Raw genomic sequence first — 15198 nt, 5'->3', positions numbered from 1 at the left:
TCCTGCCGCACTTTGATATCTTTGCGCTGGCTTAGCCCGCGGAAACTCAGCGGATACCCATGGCGTGGCGCATCAACTGCTGCTTCAATGGCACGGCTTGACCCACCAGTCGCATGCCGGTATTGCGCAGCCAGCGAAGCGGCAAAGCCTGTTGTTCAAACACATGCTTGAAGCCGTCCATAGCAGCCATCATCAACAAGTTTTCCCCCTTGCGGCGACGTTGGTAACGCGCCAACAAAGCCAACTCACCCGGGTCCATGCCCAGCTGCACCCCACGCATGATTTCCTCGGCCAGCACGCTGACATCCTGCAGCCCCAGATTGATGCCCTGGCCTGCCAATGGGTGAATGGTATGCGCAGCATCACCTATCAAGGCCAGTCCTGGTTGCACATAATCAATGGCATGGCGCTGGCGCAGCGGAAATCCAGCGCGCGCAGAGAGTGCCATTATCTGTCCCAGACGCCATTCAATCGCATCACCCAAAGCCTGCGTAAAGGCGACATCGTCTAGTGCCAGCAACTCCTCTGCAATTTCATTCTGCTGCGACCATACAATGGAGCAGTAGTGACGCCCCGATTGCGATGACAACGGCAGGAACGCAAGTGGCCCAGTGCTGCTAAAGCGCTGCCATGCGGTATTCTGATGCGGACGCTCGACCTCTACCGTGCACACAATCGCATGATGGCCATAGTCCCATTCACGGGTCGGCATATCCGCCAGCTCGCGCACGCCCGACAAGGCCCCATCAGCGGCCACCAACAAGCGGGTGCTGAGTGCCGTGCCGTCGGCCAACTCTACTCGTGCGCCCCGGGGCAGGGCTTCATAACCCACCACCCGCTGGGGCGCCAACACATTCACGCTACCGCTACTCAACACGCGCTGTGCCAAGGCCGCTGTCAGCACCCGATTTTCAATGATGTGACCCAGCACCGGCACGTCGAGCTCAGTGGCAGAAAAATTCAGGCTGGCAGTACCATCCCCGTCCCAAACCCGCATATGTTGGTAAGCGCTTACCCCCATTTCAAGGACCATAGGCCATACGTTTAGCTTCTGTAGTAGCGCTTGAGACAGGGGCGTGATCGCACTTACCCGGCGGTCAAAATCGTTGACCTCGACGACCGGCGTAGGAGCCTCGGTAGACAGCGGACTGGCTTCCACCAGCCCCACCCGCAAGTCCGTTTCAAGCAGGGCGCAGGCCAGCGCTGAGCCGGCAATACCGGCACCGACAATGACCACATCATAATCAGGGTTGGACACGACGATACTCCGCGCTGGCGGCGGTGCCGGCTGTTTGTTGAACAAATTCACGGCGCAGTGCAGGTATCAGATCAAGACCTATCAGCCCCACATCGCGCAGCGCGCCCAAGGCGGTTTCATGACGCATAAACAACGCTGGTAAACGGTCGCTGAACTCCACCGTGCGCTGCTGGTCGCGGCGCTGCGCGTTGGCATAGCGCTGCAATACTGTCAGGGCTGCAAAGTCCTCGCCCCGCACTTCGGCGTCACCCAGCACATCAACCAACCGCGCCACGTCACGCAGCGCCAGATTGAAGCCCTGACCAGCCACAGGATGCAAGGCGTGAGCAGCATTGCCAATCACAACCAGGCCACTGCGCACCTGCTCTTTAGCCTGCACCAGATTGAGCGGATAAGACGCGCGCTCCCCCAACCGTTGCAAGCGGCCCAGGCGGTAACCGAAGGCCTGCTGCAAAGACTGCAAAAAATCCACTTCGCTGGCCGCTGCCATGCGCTCTGCTTCAAGCGGCGGCAAGGTCCACACCAAGGCACTGCGATGCGGTGCTGCGGCGTCAGGGAGCAAAGGCAACAGTGCCAGCGGGCCATTGCGGGTAAACCGTTCCCAGGCACAACCCCCATGCGGCAGGGCATGCCCTATATTGGCAACCACCGCATGTTGATCATAGCGGCGGGTATCGGTATCAATGCCCAGCGCCTCACGCAGGCCCGATTGCGCGCCATCAGCCACAATCAGTAACTGCGTCTGCAAGCGCTCACCGTTGGCCAATTCCAATGCCATACCTGCATCGTCAATTTTGGCACCGGTTACTGTCGCCGGGCTAATCAACTCGACTCGCCCCTGCTCATGCAGGCACTGAATAAGAATATTACCCAACCAGGCGTTTTCTATGACATAACCCAAGGCTGGCCAGTCGCACTCCTGCGCTTGCAATAAGGCATGTCCAAAGCGACCGCGATCGGAAACATGGATACGCGCGATAGGGCAGGCACGCTGAAGCAACTGCTCCCAAATACCCAACTCCTGGTAAATAAGGCAGCTGCTGTAGGACAAAGCCGTCGAACGCGCATCAAACGAAGGGCTATAGCCCGCAGCGAAATCAGGCGTGGCGCCAGGCAAAGGAAAGCTTTCCAGTAGCACAATGCGCCGCTTCTGCGGCCACGTTTGCGCCAGAGCCAGAGCCAGACTCACGCCAACCATACCCCCGCCAACAATGGCGACATCGCAGGTGTCGGCAGCGGACACTACTCGGCCTCGTCCATCTGCAGGGCGTCCTGAGCCAGGTTCAGCGTCGCAAAGCGCAGGAATTCTGTGAGTTCAAAATAACTGCTCTCCGCCTCTTCATCGTCAATTTCGTTATCCATGCCCACTTCCGCAATCGCCGAAACATCCTTCAGGATCTCAGCCACTTCATCGCCCAGACCATCGGCACCGGGATCAGTGACCGCCATCGCATAGCCAGCCAAAAATCCGCGACACCAATCTGCCAGCGCGTTAATACGTTGCTCTATCTCCGTTTCATCGTCGGGTAGAAACAGATGGAACTCAAATTGATCATCGGCCATCGCCTTAGTCGTTGCCAGAATAAGTTGCAGGCTGGACCCCGCCAACTCACCGCGTATATCCAGTTGCAGCGCCTGGCACAACGCGGCCAGACAATGATCAGGCTCCAGCGGTGCGGCGACCAGCAGGCCACAGATTCCGCCGTGCAAATGAGCTGGCGACTCCTGCAGACCCTGTTCCAGTAACTGGTTAGCGTAGTCATCAAAGTCCAGTGCTTGCTCGTGGTCAAAATAGCTATCGGGCATAGTTTTAGTCCAGCGCGGTTGGCAAACCTCGGCCGCTAGCGGGCCTTAACTTGCACCTATTTATGGGAAAGTAATGTAGGTTATTGATATTAATGAATAAGTCAGCATTGACCTGTGACAATATCGCCTCTATAGTAACGGGCATTGGACAAATACATAAGTTAACCCCAATGCCAGATTCACAACTACAGCTCCTGGAAGAAAAAATCGATACCCTGATCGAGCTCTGCGCCGATCTGAATCGAGAAAATGCTTCCCTCAAAGCCAATGCCAACTCCTGGTCGAAGGAACGGCAAAACCTTATCGATAAGAATGAACTGGCCAAAACCAAGGTCGAGGCGATAATAAGCCGCCTGAAGGCGATGGAGCAAGACTCGTGAGCAAGATAAGCACTGTTACTGTCAGCATTCTCGATAAGGACTATCAGGTAGCCTGCCCGCCGGAGCAAGAGGCAGAGCTGCGGGTTTCGGCGTCCTACCTGGACAAACAGATGCGCACCATCCGTGAAAACGGCAAGGTTATTGGGCTGGAGCGCATAGCGGTCATGGCCGGATTGAATATCAGCCATGAACTATTACAGGCTTCAGAGCAGGAAGAGGTCGACAGAGCACCGTCTCACGCTGAGCTACCCTTGGCAGAACTATCCAGTCTGACCGCAAAAATAGACGAAGCTCTCTATTCCTTGCGTCAATTGGAGATCAGTTAGCCCACGTCAGTCAGTTCCGTTATACTAACAGCGGATACCTGGTGTATTTGCCAGACGGCTAGTTCTCTACCCGATAATTGTTACCTAGGTGGTTACTAGTCGCTGATGATGTGCATGTCCGCATTGCGGGAAGCCTAATTCAGTGCAGCAACCACCGCCTTGAACCATCGGGTTCAAGGGCGCCGCCGTCAGCGGTACTCTGGGGATCCATTTATATCAGAATTCACGCCTGTGACCGCATCAAGCTATAACAGCAAAGACAACCAAGCGCCGCCGGGTCAACTCCAGAAGCGGCCGTTACGTCGTCAGCTACGAGCCCAACGCCGCGCTCTGTCATCTGTGCAGCAAGCCGCCACCGCACAGGCTGTTGCCCACCACCTTTTGTACCATTCACTGTTTCGCCGTGCCCGGCATGTCGCCTGCTACTTGGCATCCGATGGAGAAACTGACTGCACCCCCAGCATCCGTCTTTGCTGGCGCCTGGGCAAACAGGTCTACTTACCCGTTACCCACGCTGGCCAGATGACGTTTCGGCGCTATAGCCGAGGAGACAAATTGCGCCGTGGTGGCTTCAATTTTCTGGAACCACTGCCCGCGTCACCAAGCTACCCGAGCCTTGAAATGGATCTGGTGTTGACGCCATTGGTAGGCTTTACGCGCCAGGGAGAGCGCCTTGGAATGGGAGGTGGCTTCTATGACCGTTGTTTCGCAGATGACAGACTGCGCCGACAAAGACCCACGTTGTTGGGGCTGGCACATAGTTTTCAACAGGTTGAGACTCTGCCAACACTACCTCATGACAGGCAGTTGGACGCTGTAGTAACGGACTGCGAACTCTGGATGTGCGGCAGCCGCCGCTAACGGAACCGGACTTCAGTCTCAGCCAGCAGACCGGCCTGTAACGGTGACGCAGGTGCTGCTACCGAGCGCGTGGCGCTGGTCGGTAACATCAGGGTGATGACCATGCTGATACCAAACACGGCCAATAGTACTAACATCAAATCAGGTTTTCTCTTCACGGTTTCTACTCTTATCCGGTAAGCCCGGTAAAAACACCTGACAACTGCTCCAGGCCACATTTTATCTAGCACTCAAAAACTCAACAGCAATTTTTGGTAATATGCCACAAAATCTGATTGTAGTCCCTCGTGAAGAAAAATCAAGCTACTAAGTTAGCGCTAACTCAAATAAATCTCGTAGGCAGGGTTAGCCGTCTCTTCACTATAGCGATAGTGGATACTATCAAGCACCGCCTCTATTTCTCTGCGCTCCGAGGCTTTAGCCTGTAATCCCAGCAACACTCGGCCATAGGCTGCACCGTGATTACGGTAGTGAAACATGGAGATATTCCAGCGTTGACCCAAATGGGTCAGGAAGTTTAGCAAGGCACCAGGGCGCTCCGGAAATTCCACCCGATAAACCAACTCATCTGTGATGCTCGCAGGCGCTGGGCCACCGACCATATGGCGGATATGTAACTTGGCCATTTCGTTGTCGGTGAGGTCGACCACCGGATAGCCTTTGGCTTGCAGGGCAGCAACCACTTCGGCCCGATCCTCACTGCCTTCAGCGATCTGCAGACCGACAAAAATATGGGCCTCGCCGCCCTCAGCATAGCGATAATTAAACTCGGTGATACCACGCTTGCCCATCGCGCTGCAGAAGCGCTTGAAGCTACCCGGGCGCTCAGGAATCATGACACTGAGCACGGCCTCGCGCTTTTCTCCGATCTCGGTACGCTCGGAGATATAGCGCAGCCGATCAAAGTTGGTGTTGGCACCACTGGCTATAGCAATCAGTGTCTGTCCAGTGACGCCACCATTGGCGACGTATTTTTTCAGCCCGGCCAGGGCCAGCGCACCGGCTGGCTCAGCAATGCTGCGGGTGTCCTCAAAAATATCTTTGATGGCGGCGCACATTTCATCGGTGCTGGCGGTGATCACCTCGTCCACGAGCTGGCGAATGATGCGGAACGGCTCCTTACCGATAGTCGCTACCGCAACGCCATCGGCAAACAGACCGACCTGGGGCAGGGTCACTCGGCGCCCCTTGGCCATGGCGGCCTGCAGGCAGGCGGCGTCTTCGGGCTCTACACCGATTATCTTGACTTCCGGACGCACGTATTTGACGTAGGCTGCTATGCCAGCCAGCAAACCACCACCGCCGACCGGAACAAAGATGGCATCGATAGGGTCAGGGTGCTGACGCATGATCTCCACCCCAATGGTACCTTGGCCAGCAATCACCTCGGGGTCATCATAGGGGTGCACGTAGACCAGTCCCTTCTCCGCGACCAGCTTTTGCGCGTGCGCTGCAGCCTCATCAAAAGTATCGCCGATCAATAGGACTTTGGCCTGATGTGAGCGAACGCCATCAACTTTAATTTTGGGGGTAGTGCGAGGCATGACAATAGTGGCTTTAACATCCATATGCCGCGCTGCCAGTGCCAGGCCCTGGGCGTGGTTGCCCGCAGAGGCGCAGATAACACCGCGAGCGCGCTCTTCGTCAGTAAGGCTATACATCTTGTTGTAAGCACCGCGCAGCTTAAAGGAAAATACCGGTTGCAGGTCCTCACGCTTGAGCAGCACGTTATTATCCAGCCGCGCTGACAATAGTCGGGCATGATCAATCGGAGTCTCACGCGCGACATCGTAGACGCGCGCCTCCAGTATTTTCTTGATGTAGTTTTTTGGCATGGTCCCAGCTCCAACCCCAGGGGTGGCAAGCGCGCCATAGTACTTGAAGCTTGCCCAGTTTGCAGCCAGAACCCTGTCATCCGCACCCCGCTAGCGCCTATAATGATCGCGCACCCCGCAACGATACGGATAAGCCAGTGGATCAGGATCAGCTCAAGCAACTCGTCGCCAACGCGGCTGTCGACTACGTCATGTCCAAACTGGAACGCAACAGTGTTATCGGCATTGGTACCGGCTCAACGGCCAACCTGTTTATCGATGGACTGGCGGCACACAAAGGCGCTATCTATGGCACTGTAGCCAGTTCTGAAGCGTCAGCTGAGCGCCTGCGTGAACAGGGTATACCTGTCTACGAACTCAATGCCGTGGACCGCGTCGACGTCTACGTCGACGGCGCCGACGAAACCAACGCGCATCTACAGCTTATCAAGGGCGGCGGCGCTGCTCTGACCCGCGAAAAGATTGTCGCGGCGGTGGCAGACGAATTTGTCTGCATCTGTGACGACAGCAAACTGGTGCGCCACCTGGGTGCATTTCCTCTGCCGGTCGAGGTCATACCCATGGCGCGCAGCCACGTGGCCAGAGAATTAGTAAAATTGGGCGGCGATCCGGTGTATCGCGACGGCGTGGTTACAGACAACGGTAACGTGATTCTGGATGTTTATAACTTCCCTATTCCCCAGCCTTTGACGACTGAAGCGCAGATCAACGCGATTGTCGGCGTCGTTACCAACGGCCTGTTTGCGCAGCGGCCAGCAGATGTCCTGCTGCTAGGTGGTAAGGACGGCGTACAAACTCTGCACGCCAGTCCCGCCTAGAGATCGAAGATTTTGCCTGGGTTAAGCACCCCATTGGGGTCGAAACTGCGCTTGATCGCGCGCATCAGCTCAATCTCAAGCGGCGACCGCGAGTAGGGCAGGTAGGGCTTTTTCAAAACGCCCACGCCATGCTCAGCAGAAACGCTACCGCGGTGCTCGCGGACGATCTCAAATACGCCTTTGCTTACCTCGCCGCATTGCTCGGCAAAATCAGCGATGCTCAATGATTCCGGCTTGAGGATATTCAAATGTACGTTGCCATCTCCAATATGCCCGTACCAGATGATCTCAAAGTCCGGGTAGGCGGCGTTGACCAGTGCCTCAACCGCAGTCAGAAACTCGGGTACTTTGGAAACCACCACCGACAGGTCATTTTTGTAGGGCGCCCAACGCGCAATCGTCTCTGAGATATCTTCCCGCAGTCGCCACAGGTTGCGAGCCTGAGCCACGCTTTGGCTGACCACGCCGTCGAGCACCCAGCCCTGCTCCAGGCAGTGCTCAAATAGCGCCATGGCCTGATCCATCTCAGAGCCCGAGGTTTGCTCAAACTCCAGCAAAGCATAGTAGGCGCAGGGTTCATCAAACGGACGCTGCAGATCCTGATGAGCAACGACTTTTTGTAACGCTGGCTCAGAAAAGAACTCAAAGGCCGTCAGCTCCATTTGCTGTCGAAACTCAGCCAGCGTGGACATAATCGATGGCATATCGGGAACCCCCAACACCATCACGGCAAGATCAGTGGGCGCCCGACACAGGCGTATAGTGACTTCGACAATGATACCCAGCGTACCTTCTGAGCCGATCATCAGGTGCCGCAGGTCATAACCGGCGTTGTTTTTGATCAAGCCGGCATTAAGCTCCAATAGCTCACCGGTGCCTGTAACCACCTTCAAACCGACTACCCAGTCCCGCGTCATGCCGTAGCGAATCACCTTGATACCGCCCGCATTGGTAGCCACATTGCCGCCGATCTGGCTGGAGCCACTGGAAGCAAAATCCACCGGGTAGTGCAGGCCCTGATCCTCGGCAAATTGCTGTAATTGTTCGGTGATCACGCCAGCGCCACAGACCACACTGCGGTCAATCGAATTAAAGGCGCCAATCTGATTGAGGTTATCCAGCGCCACCACCAGCTCACCGCGAGCCGCCACCGCACCGCCACTGAGCCCGGTGCGCCCGCCTGACGGCACAATCGCCAGCCCTTCAGCATTTGCCAGCTGCACCAGCGCCTGCACCTGCTCAATACTGCCGGGCAACGCGACGGCGGCGGGGGAGGGTGTCTCCACCCGGGTCCAGTCACGACCGTATTGAACGTGAGCCTCAGCGTCCATCAGCAGTTTATTTGCGCCGACTATCCGGCTCAATTTATCCAACAAATCAGGGGCCAATGTCACCTGAAAACCTCCACCAAAAATCCGGATTATTGCCGCATTAACGGCGCGGCCGCATATGCTATCATACGCGCCCGCAAATCCAGCCATACCCCACTTCAGTAGCGACCATCATGCAAAAGACCTCTTTAGACAAGGCCAAAATCAAGTTTCTGTTACTGGAGGGGGTGCATGAGTCTGCTATCGATACGTTGCGCCGGGCCGGTTATACGAATATCGAAACTCACCCGAAGGCGTTACCTACGGAGGAATTGAAGCGGGCCATTGCCGACGCTCATTTTGTGGGTATTCGTTCTCGCAGCCAGTTAACTGATGAAGTTCTGGACTGCGCCGAAAAGCTAATCGCAATTGGCTGTTTTTGTATCGGCACCAATCAGGTTGATCTGCAAGCTGCCACAACTCGCGGCATCGTGGTATTCAACGCCCCATTTTCAAATACTCGCAGCGTAGCGGAGCTGGTCCTGGCCGAAGCCATCTTGCTACTGCGTGGCATAGCGGAAAAAAATGCACTGGCACATCAGGGTATTTGGCAGAAGAGTGCCAACAAGTCCTTCGAGATTCGCGGCAAGAAACTCGGCATCGTTGGCTACGGCAATATTGGTATGCAGCTTGGCGTACTCGCCGAGGGGCTGGGTATGCAGGTCAGCTACCATGATGTCAGTAACAAACTGCCGCTGGGCAATGCACGCCCTGTGCCCAGCCTGAACCAATTACTGGCACAATCTGATGTCGTCAGCCTCCATGTGCCGGAAACGGCTGCCACTCGCAACATGATCGGTAGCGCCGAGCTGGCCCAAATGCCCGCAGGCGCGATTCTGATCAACGCCTCACGGGGCACCGTTGTCGATATTGACGCACTGGCTGCAGCCCTCGACAGCGGCCATGTCGGTGGCGCCGGAATAGACGTGTTCCCGGTGGAGCCGCGCTCCAACGACGATGAATTCCTGTCGCCGTTAAGGGCCTTCCATAACACCTTTCTGACCCCGCATATTGGCGGCAGCACCCAGGAAGCTCAGGAAAATATCGGTATGGAGGTGGCGGAAAAACTCGCTCACTACAGTGATAACGGTACCACCACATCAGCCGTTAACTTTCCTCAGGTGGCATTACCGGAGCATCCAGACAGCCATCGCCTGTTGCACATACATCGCAACCGGCCGGGAATCATGAGCGCCATCAACAAGGTGTTTAGCGACAACAATATCAACATCACCGGTCAGTACCTGCAAACCAACGAGAATATTGGCTACGTAGTTATCGATATCGCTGCAGAATACAGCGAAATGGCACTGTCCAAGCTAACAGCCATCGAGGGTACGCTGCGCACCCGCATGTTGTTCTAGACTAGCGGATTTGCACAGGGATATGACGCATCCGATGACGTGCAGAATGAGCCCTGCTCTGTCACACTGGACCGGTCCCGGATGGAGCGCCCATGCACCCCCTGTCCGGCCCGCTTCTGAACCCCTGCCGGCTGCGCGTAGATGAACAAGCTGAAACAACAATTTGTCAGCGACCTGATAGCCGATCATGGCAACTCGCTAGAGCGCTTTCTGACCCGCAAGCTCGACAACCCATCGGATGCGGCTGAAATCGCGCAGGAAGCCTATCTCCGCATTTACCGATTACAACAGCCTGAGACATTGGATAATGCGCGCGCCTTCCTGTTTCAGGTTGCCTCCAATCTGGCCGTGGATCATTTGCGCCGACGCACGCTGCATTATCGCTTTTTGAAATCTGAGGAAGGTCAGGGAGAGGAGGCCGGTAGCCAGGACCCTAACGCTAGCGGAGCCTCACCTGAGAAAATCCTCGCTGCCCGGGAGCGGCTGGCGCTAATTTACGCCTCCATTGACGAGCTGCCTCTCAAATGTCGCCAGGCTTTTTTGCTCAGTCGTAATTCTGGTTTGTCCTACACTGCAATAGCCCGCGAATTGGACGTCTCTGTATCGAGCGTGGAAAAGTATATTTTGCAGGCACTCAAGCATTGCCGCGCTGCTTTGGCCCGGCAGGATGGCGCTGGCAACCCTGCAGCAGTGATAAAACGGCCATGAAATACTTGAGGGAAATCGTCCCGGCTTCGTTTATTATCAAAAGCGGAAGTAAAACTTCCCTCCACCTGACAGAGTTGTAAGTGAACACAGATAATAAAAACACCATTGATCCCTTTGCAGAACGCATGGAAGAGCAGGCCGCTAGCTGGCTGGTAAGACTGCGCGCCGACAACGTCAGCGAACAGGACCAGCAACAATTCGCACTTTGGCTCGCCGCCAATCCGGCGCATACCACCGCTATGGATAACATGCTTGAACTCTGGGACGATCTCGGCGTAACCCAACATATGCCAGTCAATCCACCGCGCCAGCTTGTCGGTCGCCGCCAACGCACGCTGGGGGCATTGGCGTTGGCCGCCTGTTTCGTGTTCGCTCTTTTCACCGCACCACAGTGGCTAACGAGTCCAACTGAGCCCACCTACTTCAGCACGCAGCTCGGCGAGCGTAAATCCGTAGAGCTGGCCGACGGGTCGGTGATGACGCTCAATACCAATAGTCGTTTGCAGGTGGAATACCTCGACTCGGAACGCCGCGTCAAACTCGAGCGCGGCGAAGTGTTCTTTGAGGTATATCACAATACCGCCAGGCCCTTCATCGTTGATATAGGCAGCGCTGAAGTCCGCGTGCTGGGCACCGCTTTCAATATTATGCGGGGCAGCGAGTCTAGCCATATTACCGTGGCCAGTGGCGTCGTGCGTGTTACAGAGCTGGGTAACACGGGCGCTCGAGCGCCGGCCACCGAGCTACTGTATGCCAACCAATCAGTAGCAACCGATGACAATGGCCTGCGGCGCCCGGCACAGACACAAGCCAGCACCGTACTGGCCTGGCGCGACGGCAACATCGTCGCCCAAGCTATGCCTCTGGGCCAATTGGTGGCCGAATTGGCGCGCTACCATGGTGCTCGCATCATCGTTTCAGACGCCTCGCTGGCACAGACGACTGTGTCGGGCATCTTTCCTATTGATCAGCCCGAGGTGATCCTCAAGGCCCTGGAACATAGCATCGGCGTGCAAGGCGTTGAGCTAGAGGACTCAAGCATTCTATTGATCAAGACTCCCCTATAAGCTATAAACCCCTATGAAGGGGTTGTCTTATGACCGCCTGCGAGCGGCGCCCTGTCTCAATGAGGTCCGGCGCGTCCGTGGAGCAGACAAATATAAGCATCACCACAACCTTGAATCGATCAGCACACGGCCAGAACGCTGGGAGGCTCTGGCTGACGTGCCTGTTACTAACCTCCATACTCATCGCTGCGCCCAGCCACAGCGCGGAGCCCCAGTTCCAGTTCCGAATCAGTGACCAATTGGCCCTGTCCCAAGCCCTGATTCAGTTCAGTCATCAGAGCGGCCTGGCAATTGTTTTTCCGGACCATCTAACCCGTAACATTCAGAGCGGCGGATTCACTGGTGCCATGGACGTTGATACGGCACTGGCAAAGTTACTCGAGAATACTGATCTTGATTATCGGCTAGTCGACGACCGCATCATTGCTGTTTATGACGCCCGCTGCGAGCTCACCGATAGCTGCCCCGCAGAAGCTGAACTGCTGATTCGCAACCCCCTTTACGTTCCAGGTATTGAGGAGCTCTACGTATACGGCAGTCAGGTTACGGGCTCCCGTATCAAACGCGACCACCTGCAGGGGTCCGCGCCGGTGGATATGATCTCCGCGCCGGACATCGAGCTCAGTGGGGCGCAAACACTAGGCCAGTTGTTGCGGCGCCTGCCCGCAGTGTCAGGCAACCCTACCAGCACGGCCATCAGCAATGGCGGCAACGGCACTGCCACCGCCACTCTGCGCGGGCTGCCGGCGTCCAGCACGCTGGTGCTCATCAACGGTCGACGCGTAGCCAATGACGGGCTCGGTGGTGAGTCGGTCGACCTCAACTCCATAGCGCCAGCCGCCGTCGACCGCATCGAAGTACTTAAGGACGGCGCCTCGGCAATCTACGGCTCTGATGCCATAGCAGGCATTGTCAACATCATTATGAAACGCGACTTTTATGGCGCCATGCTCGAGCAATATTACGGCACCGCCGAGCAGGGCGATGGCGAGGCAGTCACTACCACGTTTCAGTACGGTACCGGCTTTAACAGTGGCTCCTTTTTCATGACCGCCTCCTATTTCAGTGAGGGCGAAATACAATCACGAGAACGCCCTCTGTCTGCTTCTGCAGACAGTCGCAGCCGCGGCGGCAACGATCGCCGCTCTACCGCTACACCCGCAGCCAGGGTAACCCGCTCCGACGGCAGCGTGGTTATTCGCGATGCCGCCAGCAACACCTACCGTGAAGCTAGCACCGAAGACCGTTTTGACTATCCGATCTACACCAGCTCACTGGTGCCGTCCGAGCGAAAATATATCTATGCAACCGCCAGCTTTGATTTTAGCGAAAGTCTGACCGGCACTCTGGAGGGAAGTTACACAGAGACACAGTCACAGGCGAATCTCGCGCCAACACCAGTATTTACGGGCTTCGAGCAAATACCGTTGGAAGTGGCTGCCGACAACATCTACAACCCGTTTGGCGAACCCATCACTGATTTGCGTCGTCGTTTTACCGAACTGGGCGCCAGACGCCAGGACAATAGCTCCGAGGTAGAGCGACTTGCTGCAATACTGCAGGGACTGCATGGTGGCTGGGACTGGGAATTAAGCTATAGCTGGAGCAAGAGTCAGGCACGCGAGCGATCCCGCGGCCTTATTAATGCCAGCAATCTCCAGCGAGGCATCGGCCCGGCCGCCAACTGTCAGGGCTCTGCTATCGATAACTGCGTACCTATTAATCTATTTGGCGCTGCAGGCAGCGTCGACGCAGAACAGCTGGGCTTTCTGGCGGTCAACAGCAATGTCGACGGAGAGAGCAGTCTGGGTAGCTTGAGTTTCACCGCGGCGCGCAAACTGGTTGAACTGCCTTCCGGCACCATCGATTTTGCTATCGGCATGGAATACCGCGATGAAAATACCAGCAAGAAGCCGGACGGGTTGCTGGCGAATATGGCTATCATTGGCACGGATAATCTCACTCCCACTCAAGGTCGTCGCAATATTACCGAGATCTATGGCGAGAGCATCACTCCAGTTTGGCAGTCCGCAGACAAGCAGATCAAGCTCGACCTCGAAATCGCTGTGCGCTATTCACGCTATAGCGACTTTGGCGATATTACGAATCCCAAATACGGCCTGCGCTTTCAACTCAGCCCCGCCCTGCTGCTGCGCGCTACCCATGCACAGGGCTTCCGGGCTCCTAGCCTCAGTGAACTCTACTCTGGCGCGACCGAAGCTCACGCGATGCTGTTCGATCCCTGCATACTGCCAGAGAACGTGGGTACTCTGCCCGGCTGCGCACAACAAGCAGACCCGGGCCGCTACCAGTACCTGACGATTACCAGCGGCAATCCCGAGCTGAATCCGGAGAAATCACGTAGCTATGGCATTGGTATTGTCTGGACCCCTGGTAACGCGCCGGGATTCAATGCCACTGCCGACTACTTCGATATTGAGACCTCTCAAGTAGTGGACTCAAGCGCCCAATTTATCCTCAGCCAGAATGCGCAGTTCGGCGAGTTCGAAGACAATGTGGTGCGCGACCAGCGCGGCAATCTGCAGCAAGTGACAGCAACCAAAGTTAACGTGGGTGAACGTCGCGTGCAGGGTATCGACTTTGGTCTCAACTATCGATTGCCCAAACGCGACTGGGGGCAGCTCTCAACAGGGCTCAATGTAGCCTATATGGACGAGTACACCCTCCAGCTGGATGCCGATGCCCCAACCGTTAACCTGTCCGGTAGCTTTCGCGATCCACAGGCAGAAGGCGCCGGTGCACTGCCCAAATGGAAAGGTAACATCGGGATGCAATGGGCGCGGCAGCGTTGGCGTGGCAGCTACGACCTGCATTTTGTAAGCAGTCTCAAAGAGGTCGTTCCGAACACCACCACCAGTCGTGTGGTTCGCAACTGGCTGGTGCATGACGTTCAGGCCAGTTATCTGTTTGATGTTCTCCATGGACTGCGTATGGCCGTAGGCGTCGACAATCTGCTGGATTCAGAGCCGCCCTTTGCCGCCTCAGCCTTTAACGACAACTTCGACGGCCGCACCCATGATATTCGTGGCCGTTATTGGTATGCCAAGCTTAGCCAGCGCTTCTAATACACTTCTGAACGTCTACTCAGCACCGAAATTCATCGATATCAGGGTTAGTGAATGCCCACTTACCGGAGCTATAGATCAAGTTTTGCGACATCGATGCCGACAATCGTCAACTGCAGCAGAATAACTGTGGCTTATCTCACACTATTTGTATCAAACATTAAGTCTTGCCTGTTAATGCCTGATTTATATACTAATATTCAGCCCAACAGTGAATAGTTCACATTAAAGGACGAGCACTTGGTCTACCCTGCTTAAATCAGGTGGGCTAGGGCAGTCAGGGCAATACCAGTCATTGAAAATTACTAGGGACAAGACC

At 55.9% G+C, this 15198-nt stretch carries 14 protein-coding genes and 1 other RNA gene; 9 read left to right on the top strand and 6 right to left on the bottom strand.

Annotation, left to right across the window (positions count from 1 at the left end; genetic code table 11):
* Positions 1-46: 46 nt before the first annotated feature.
* Genes EYC98_RS04240 through EYC98_RS04230 form a run of 3 tightly spaced genes read right to left on the bottom strand, consistent with a single transcriptional unit; the run spans position 47 to position 3064 of the window.
* Complete coding sequence (locus EYC98_RS04240) at positions 47-1258, bottom strand: UbiH/UbiF/VisC/COQ6 family ubiquinone biosynthesis hydroxylase (protein ID WP_279244056.1); 1212 nt, start codon at positions 1256-1258, stop codon at positions 47-49.
* Complete coding sequence (gene ubiH / locus EYC98_RS04235; RefSeq protein ID WP_279244055.1) at positions 1245-2501, bottom strand: 2-octaprenyl-6-methoxyphenyl hydroxylase; 1257 nt, start codon at positions 2499-2501, stop codon at positions 1245-1247. Before ubiH ends, EYC98_RS04240 begins: the two co-directional genes overlap by 14 nt.
* On the bottom strand, positions 2501-3064 hold the full coding sequence (locus EYC98_RS04230) for a UPF0149 family protein (protein ID WP_279244054.1): 564 nt from the start codon (positions 3062-3064) through the stop codon (positions 2501-2503). Before EYC98_RS04230 ends, ubiH begins: the two co-directional genes overlap by 1 nt.
* A gap of 92 nt (positions 3065-3156) precedes the next feature.
* On the opposite strand from EYC98_RS04230, the gene EYC98_RS04225 reads away from it, so the two are divergent.
* The 4 genes from EYC98_RS04225 (at position 3157) to EYC98_RS04210 (ending at position 4631) form a co-directional block, all read left to right on the top strand.
* A complete protein-coding gene (locus EYC98_RS04225) occupies positions 3157-3444 on the top strand; it encodes a TIGR02449 family protein (protein WP_279244053.1) in 288 nt (95 codons plus the stop codon).
* Positions 3441-3770: a cell division protein ZapA gene (locus tag EYC98_RS04220; protein WP_279244052.1), complete on the top strand. Its 330-nt coding sequence runs from the start codon at positions 3441-3443 to the stop codon at positions 3768-3770. Before EYC98_RS04225 ends, EYC98_RS04220 begins: the two co-directional genes overlap by 4 nt.
* A 32-nt stretch (positions 3771-3802) precedes the next feature.
* Positions 3803-3980: non-coding RNA, 6S RNA (gene ssrS, locus EYC98_RS04215), on the top strand.
* A 21-nt stretch (positions 3981-4001) separates the two neighbouring features.
* A complete protein-coding gene (locus EYC98_RS04210) occupies positions 4002-4631 on the top strand; it encodes a 5-formyltetrahydrofolate cyclo-ligase (protein ID WP_279244051.1) in 630 nt (209 codons plus the stop codon).
* Here EYC98_RS04210 and EYC98_RS04205 read toward each other — a convergent pair.
* On the bottom strand, positions 4628-4789 hold the full coding sequence (locus EYC98_RS04205) for a hypothetical protein (protein ID WP_279244050.1): 162 nt from the start codon (positions 4787-4789) through the stop codon (positions 4628-4630). The two genes, EYC98_RS04210 and EYC98_RS04205, sit on opposite strands and share 4 nt — an antisense overlap.
* Positions 4790-4948: 159 nt before the next feature.
* Complete coding sequence (gene ilvA, locus EYC98_RS04200) at positions 4949-6466, bottom strand: threonine ammonia-lyase, biosynthetic (RefSeq protein ID WP_279244049.1); 1518 nt, start codon at positions 6464-6466, stop codon at positions 4949-4951.
* A gap of 137 nt (positions 6467-6603) precedes the next feature.
* On the opposite strand from ilvA, the gene rpiA reads away from it, so the two are divergent.
* On the top strand, positions 6604-7284 hold the full coding sequence (gene rpiA / locus EYC98_RS04195) for a ribose-5-phosphate isomerase RpiA (protein ID WP_279244888.1): 681 nt from the start codon (positions 6604-6606) through the stop codon (positions 7282-7284).
* On the opposite strand, the gene EYC98_RS04190 is transcribed toward rpiA, so the two are convergent.
* Positions 7281-8678 (bottom strand): FAD-binding oxidoreductase, encoded by a 1398-nt coding sequence (locus EYC98_RS04190; RefSeq protein WP_420887161.1) that lies wholly within the window; start codon positions 8676-8678, stop codon positions 7281-7283. The genes rpiA and EYC98_RS04190 overlap by 4 nt on opposite strands.
* 110 nt (positions 8679-8788) lie before the next feature.
* Between EYC98_RS04190 and serA the strand changes: the two genes are divergently transcribed.
* The 4 genes from serA (at position 8789) to EYC98_RS04170 (ending at position 14879) form a co-directional block, all read left to right on the top strand.
* The gene (gene serA, locus EYC98_RS04185) at positions 8789-10018 is read left to right on the top strand and encodes a phosphoglycerate dehydrogenase (RefSeq protein ID WP_279244048.1); all 1230 of its coding nucleotides are present in this window, start codon (positions 8789-8791) and stop codon (positions 10016-10018) included.
* A gap of 141 nt (positions 10019-10159) precedes the next feature.
* Positions 10160-10726, top strand: coding sequence for an RNA polymerase sigma factor (locus EYC98_RS04180; protein WP_279244047.1), 567 nt, complete (start codon positions 10160-10162; stop codon positions 10724-10726).
* A gap of 80 nt (positions 10727-10806) precedes the next feature.
* On the top strand, positions 10807-11793 hold the full coding sequence (locus EYC98_RS04175) for a FecR family protein (protein ID WP_279244046.1): 987 nt from the start codon (positions 10807-10809) through the stop codon (positions 11791-11793).
* A 347-nt stretch (positions 11794-12140) separates the two neighbouring features.
* Positions 12141-14879, top strand: coding sequence for a TonB-dependent receptor (locus EYC98_RS04170; RefSeq protein WP_279244045.1), 2739 nt, complete (start codon positions 12141-12143; stop codon positions 14877-14879).
* Positions 14880-15198 lie beyond the last annotated feature (319 nt).

The organism is Candidatus Litorirhabdus singularis, assembly GCF_026262625.1.
GTDB lineage: Bacteria > Pseudomonadota > Gammaproteobacteria > Pseudomonadales > Halieaceae > Litorirhabdus > Litorirhabdus singularis.
This window is presented reverse-complemented; position numbering and strand designations above follow the sequence as displayed.

Bases quoted from the DNA above. Each gene is read 5' to 3' on its own strand.
- EYC98_RS04180 (WP_279244047.1), top strand. From the start codon at position 10,160: ATGAACAAGCTGAAACAACAATTTGTCAGCGACCTGATAGCCGATCAT.
- EYC98_RS04230 (WP_279244054.1), bottom strand. From the start codon at position 3,064: ATGCCCGATAGCTATTTTGACCACGAGCAAGCACTGGACTTTGATGAC.
- EYC98_RS04225 (WP_279244053.1), top strand. From the start codon at position 3,157: ATGAATAAGTCAGCATTGACCTGTGACAATATCGCCTCTATAGTAACG.
- ilvA (WP_279244049.1), bottom strand. From the start codon at position 6,466: ATGCCAAAAAACTACATCAAGAAAATACTGGAGGCGCGCGTCTACGAT.
- serA (WP_279244048.1), top strand. From the start codon at position 8,789: ATGCAAAAGACCTCTTTAGACAAGGCCAAAATCAAGTTTCTGTTACTG.
- EYC98_RS04170 (WP_279244045.1), top strand. From the start codon at position 12,141: ATGGACGTTGATACGGCACTGGCAAAGTTACTCGAGAATACTGATCTT.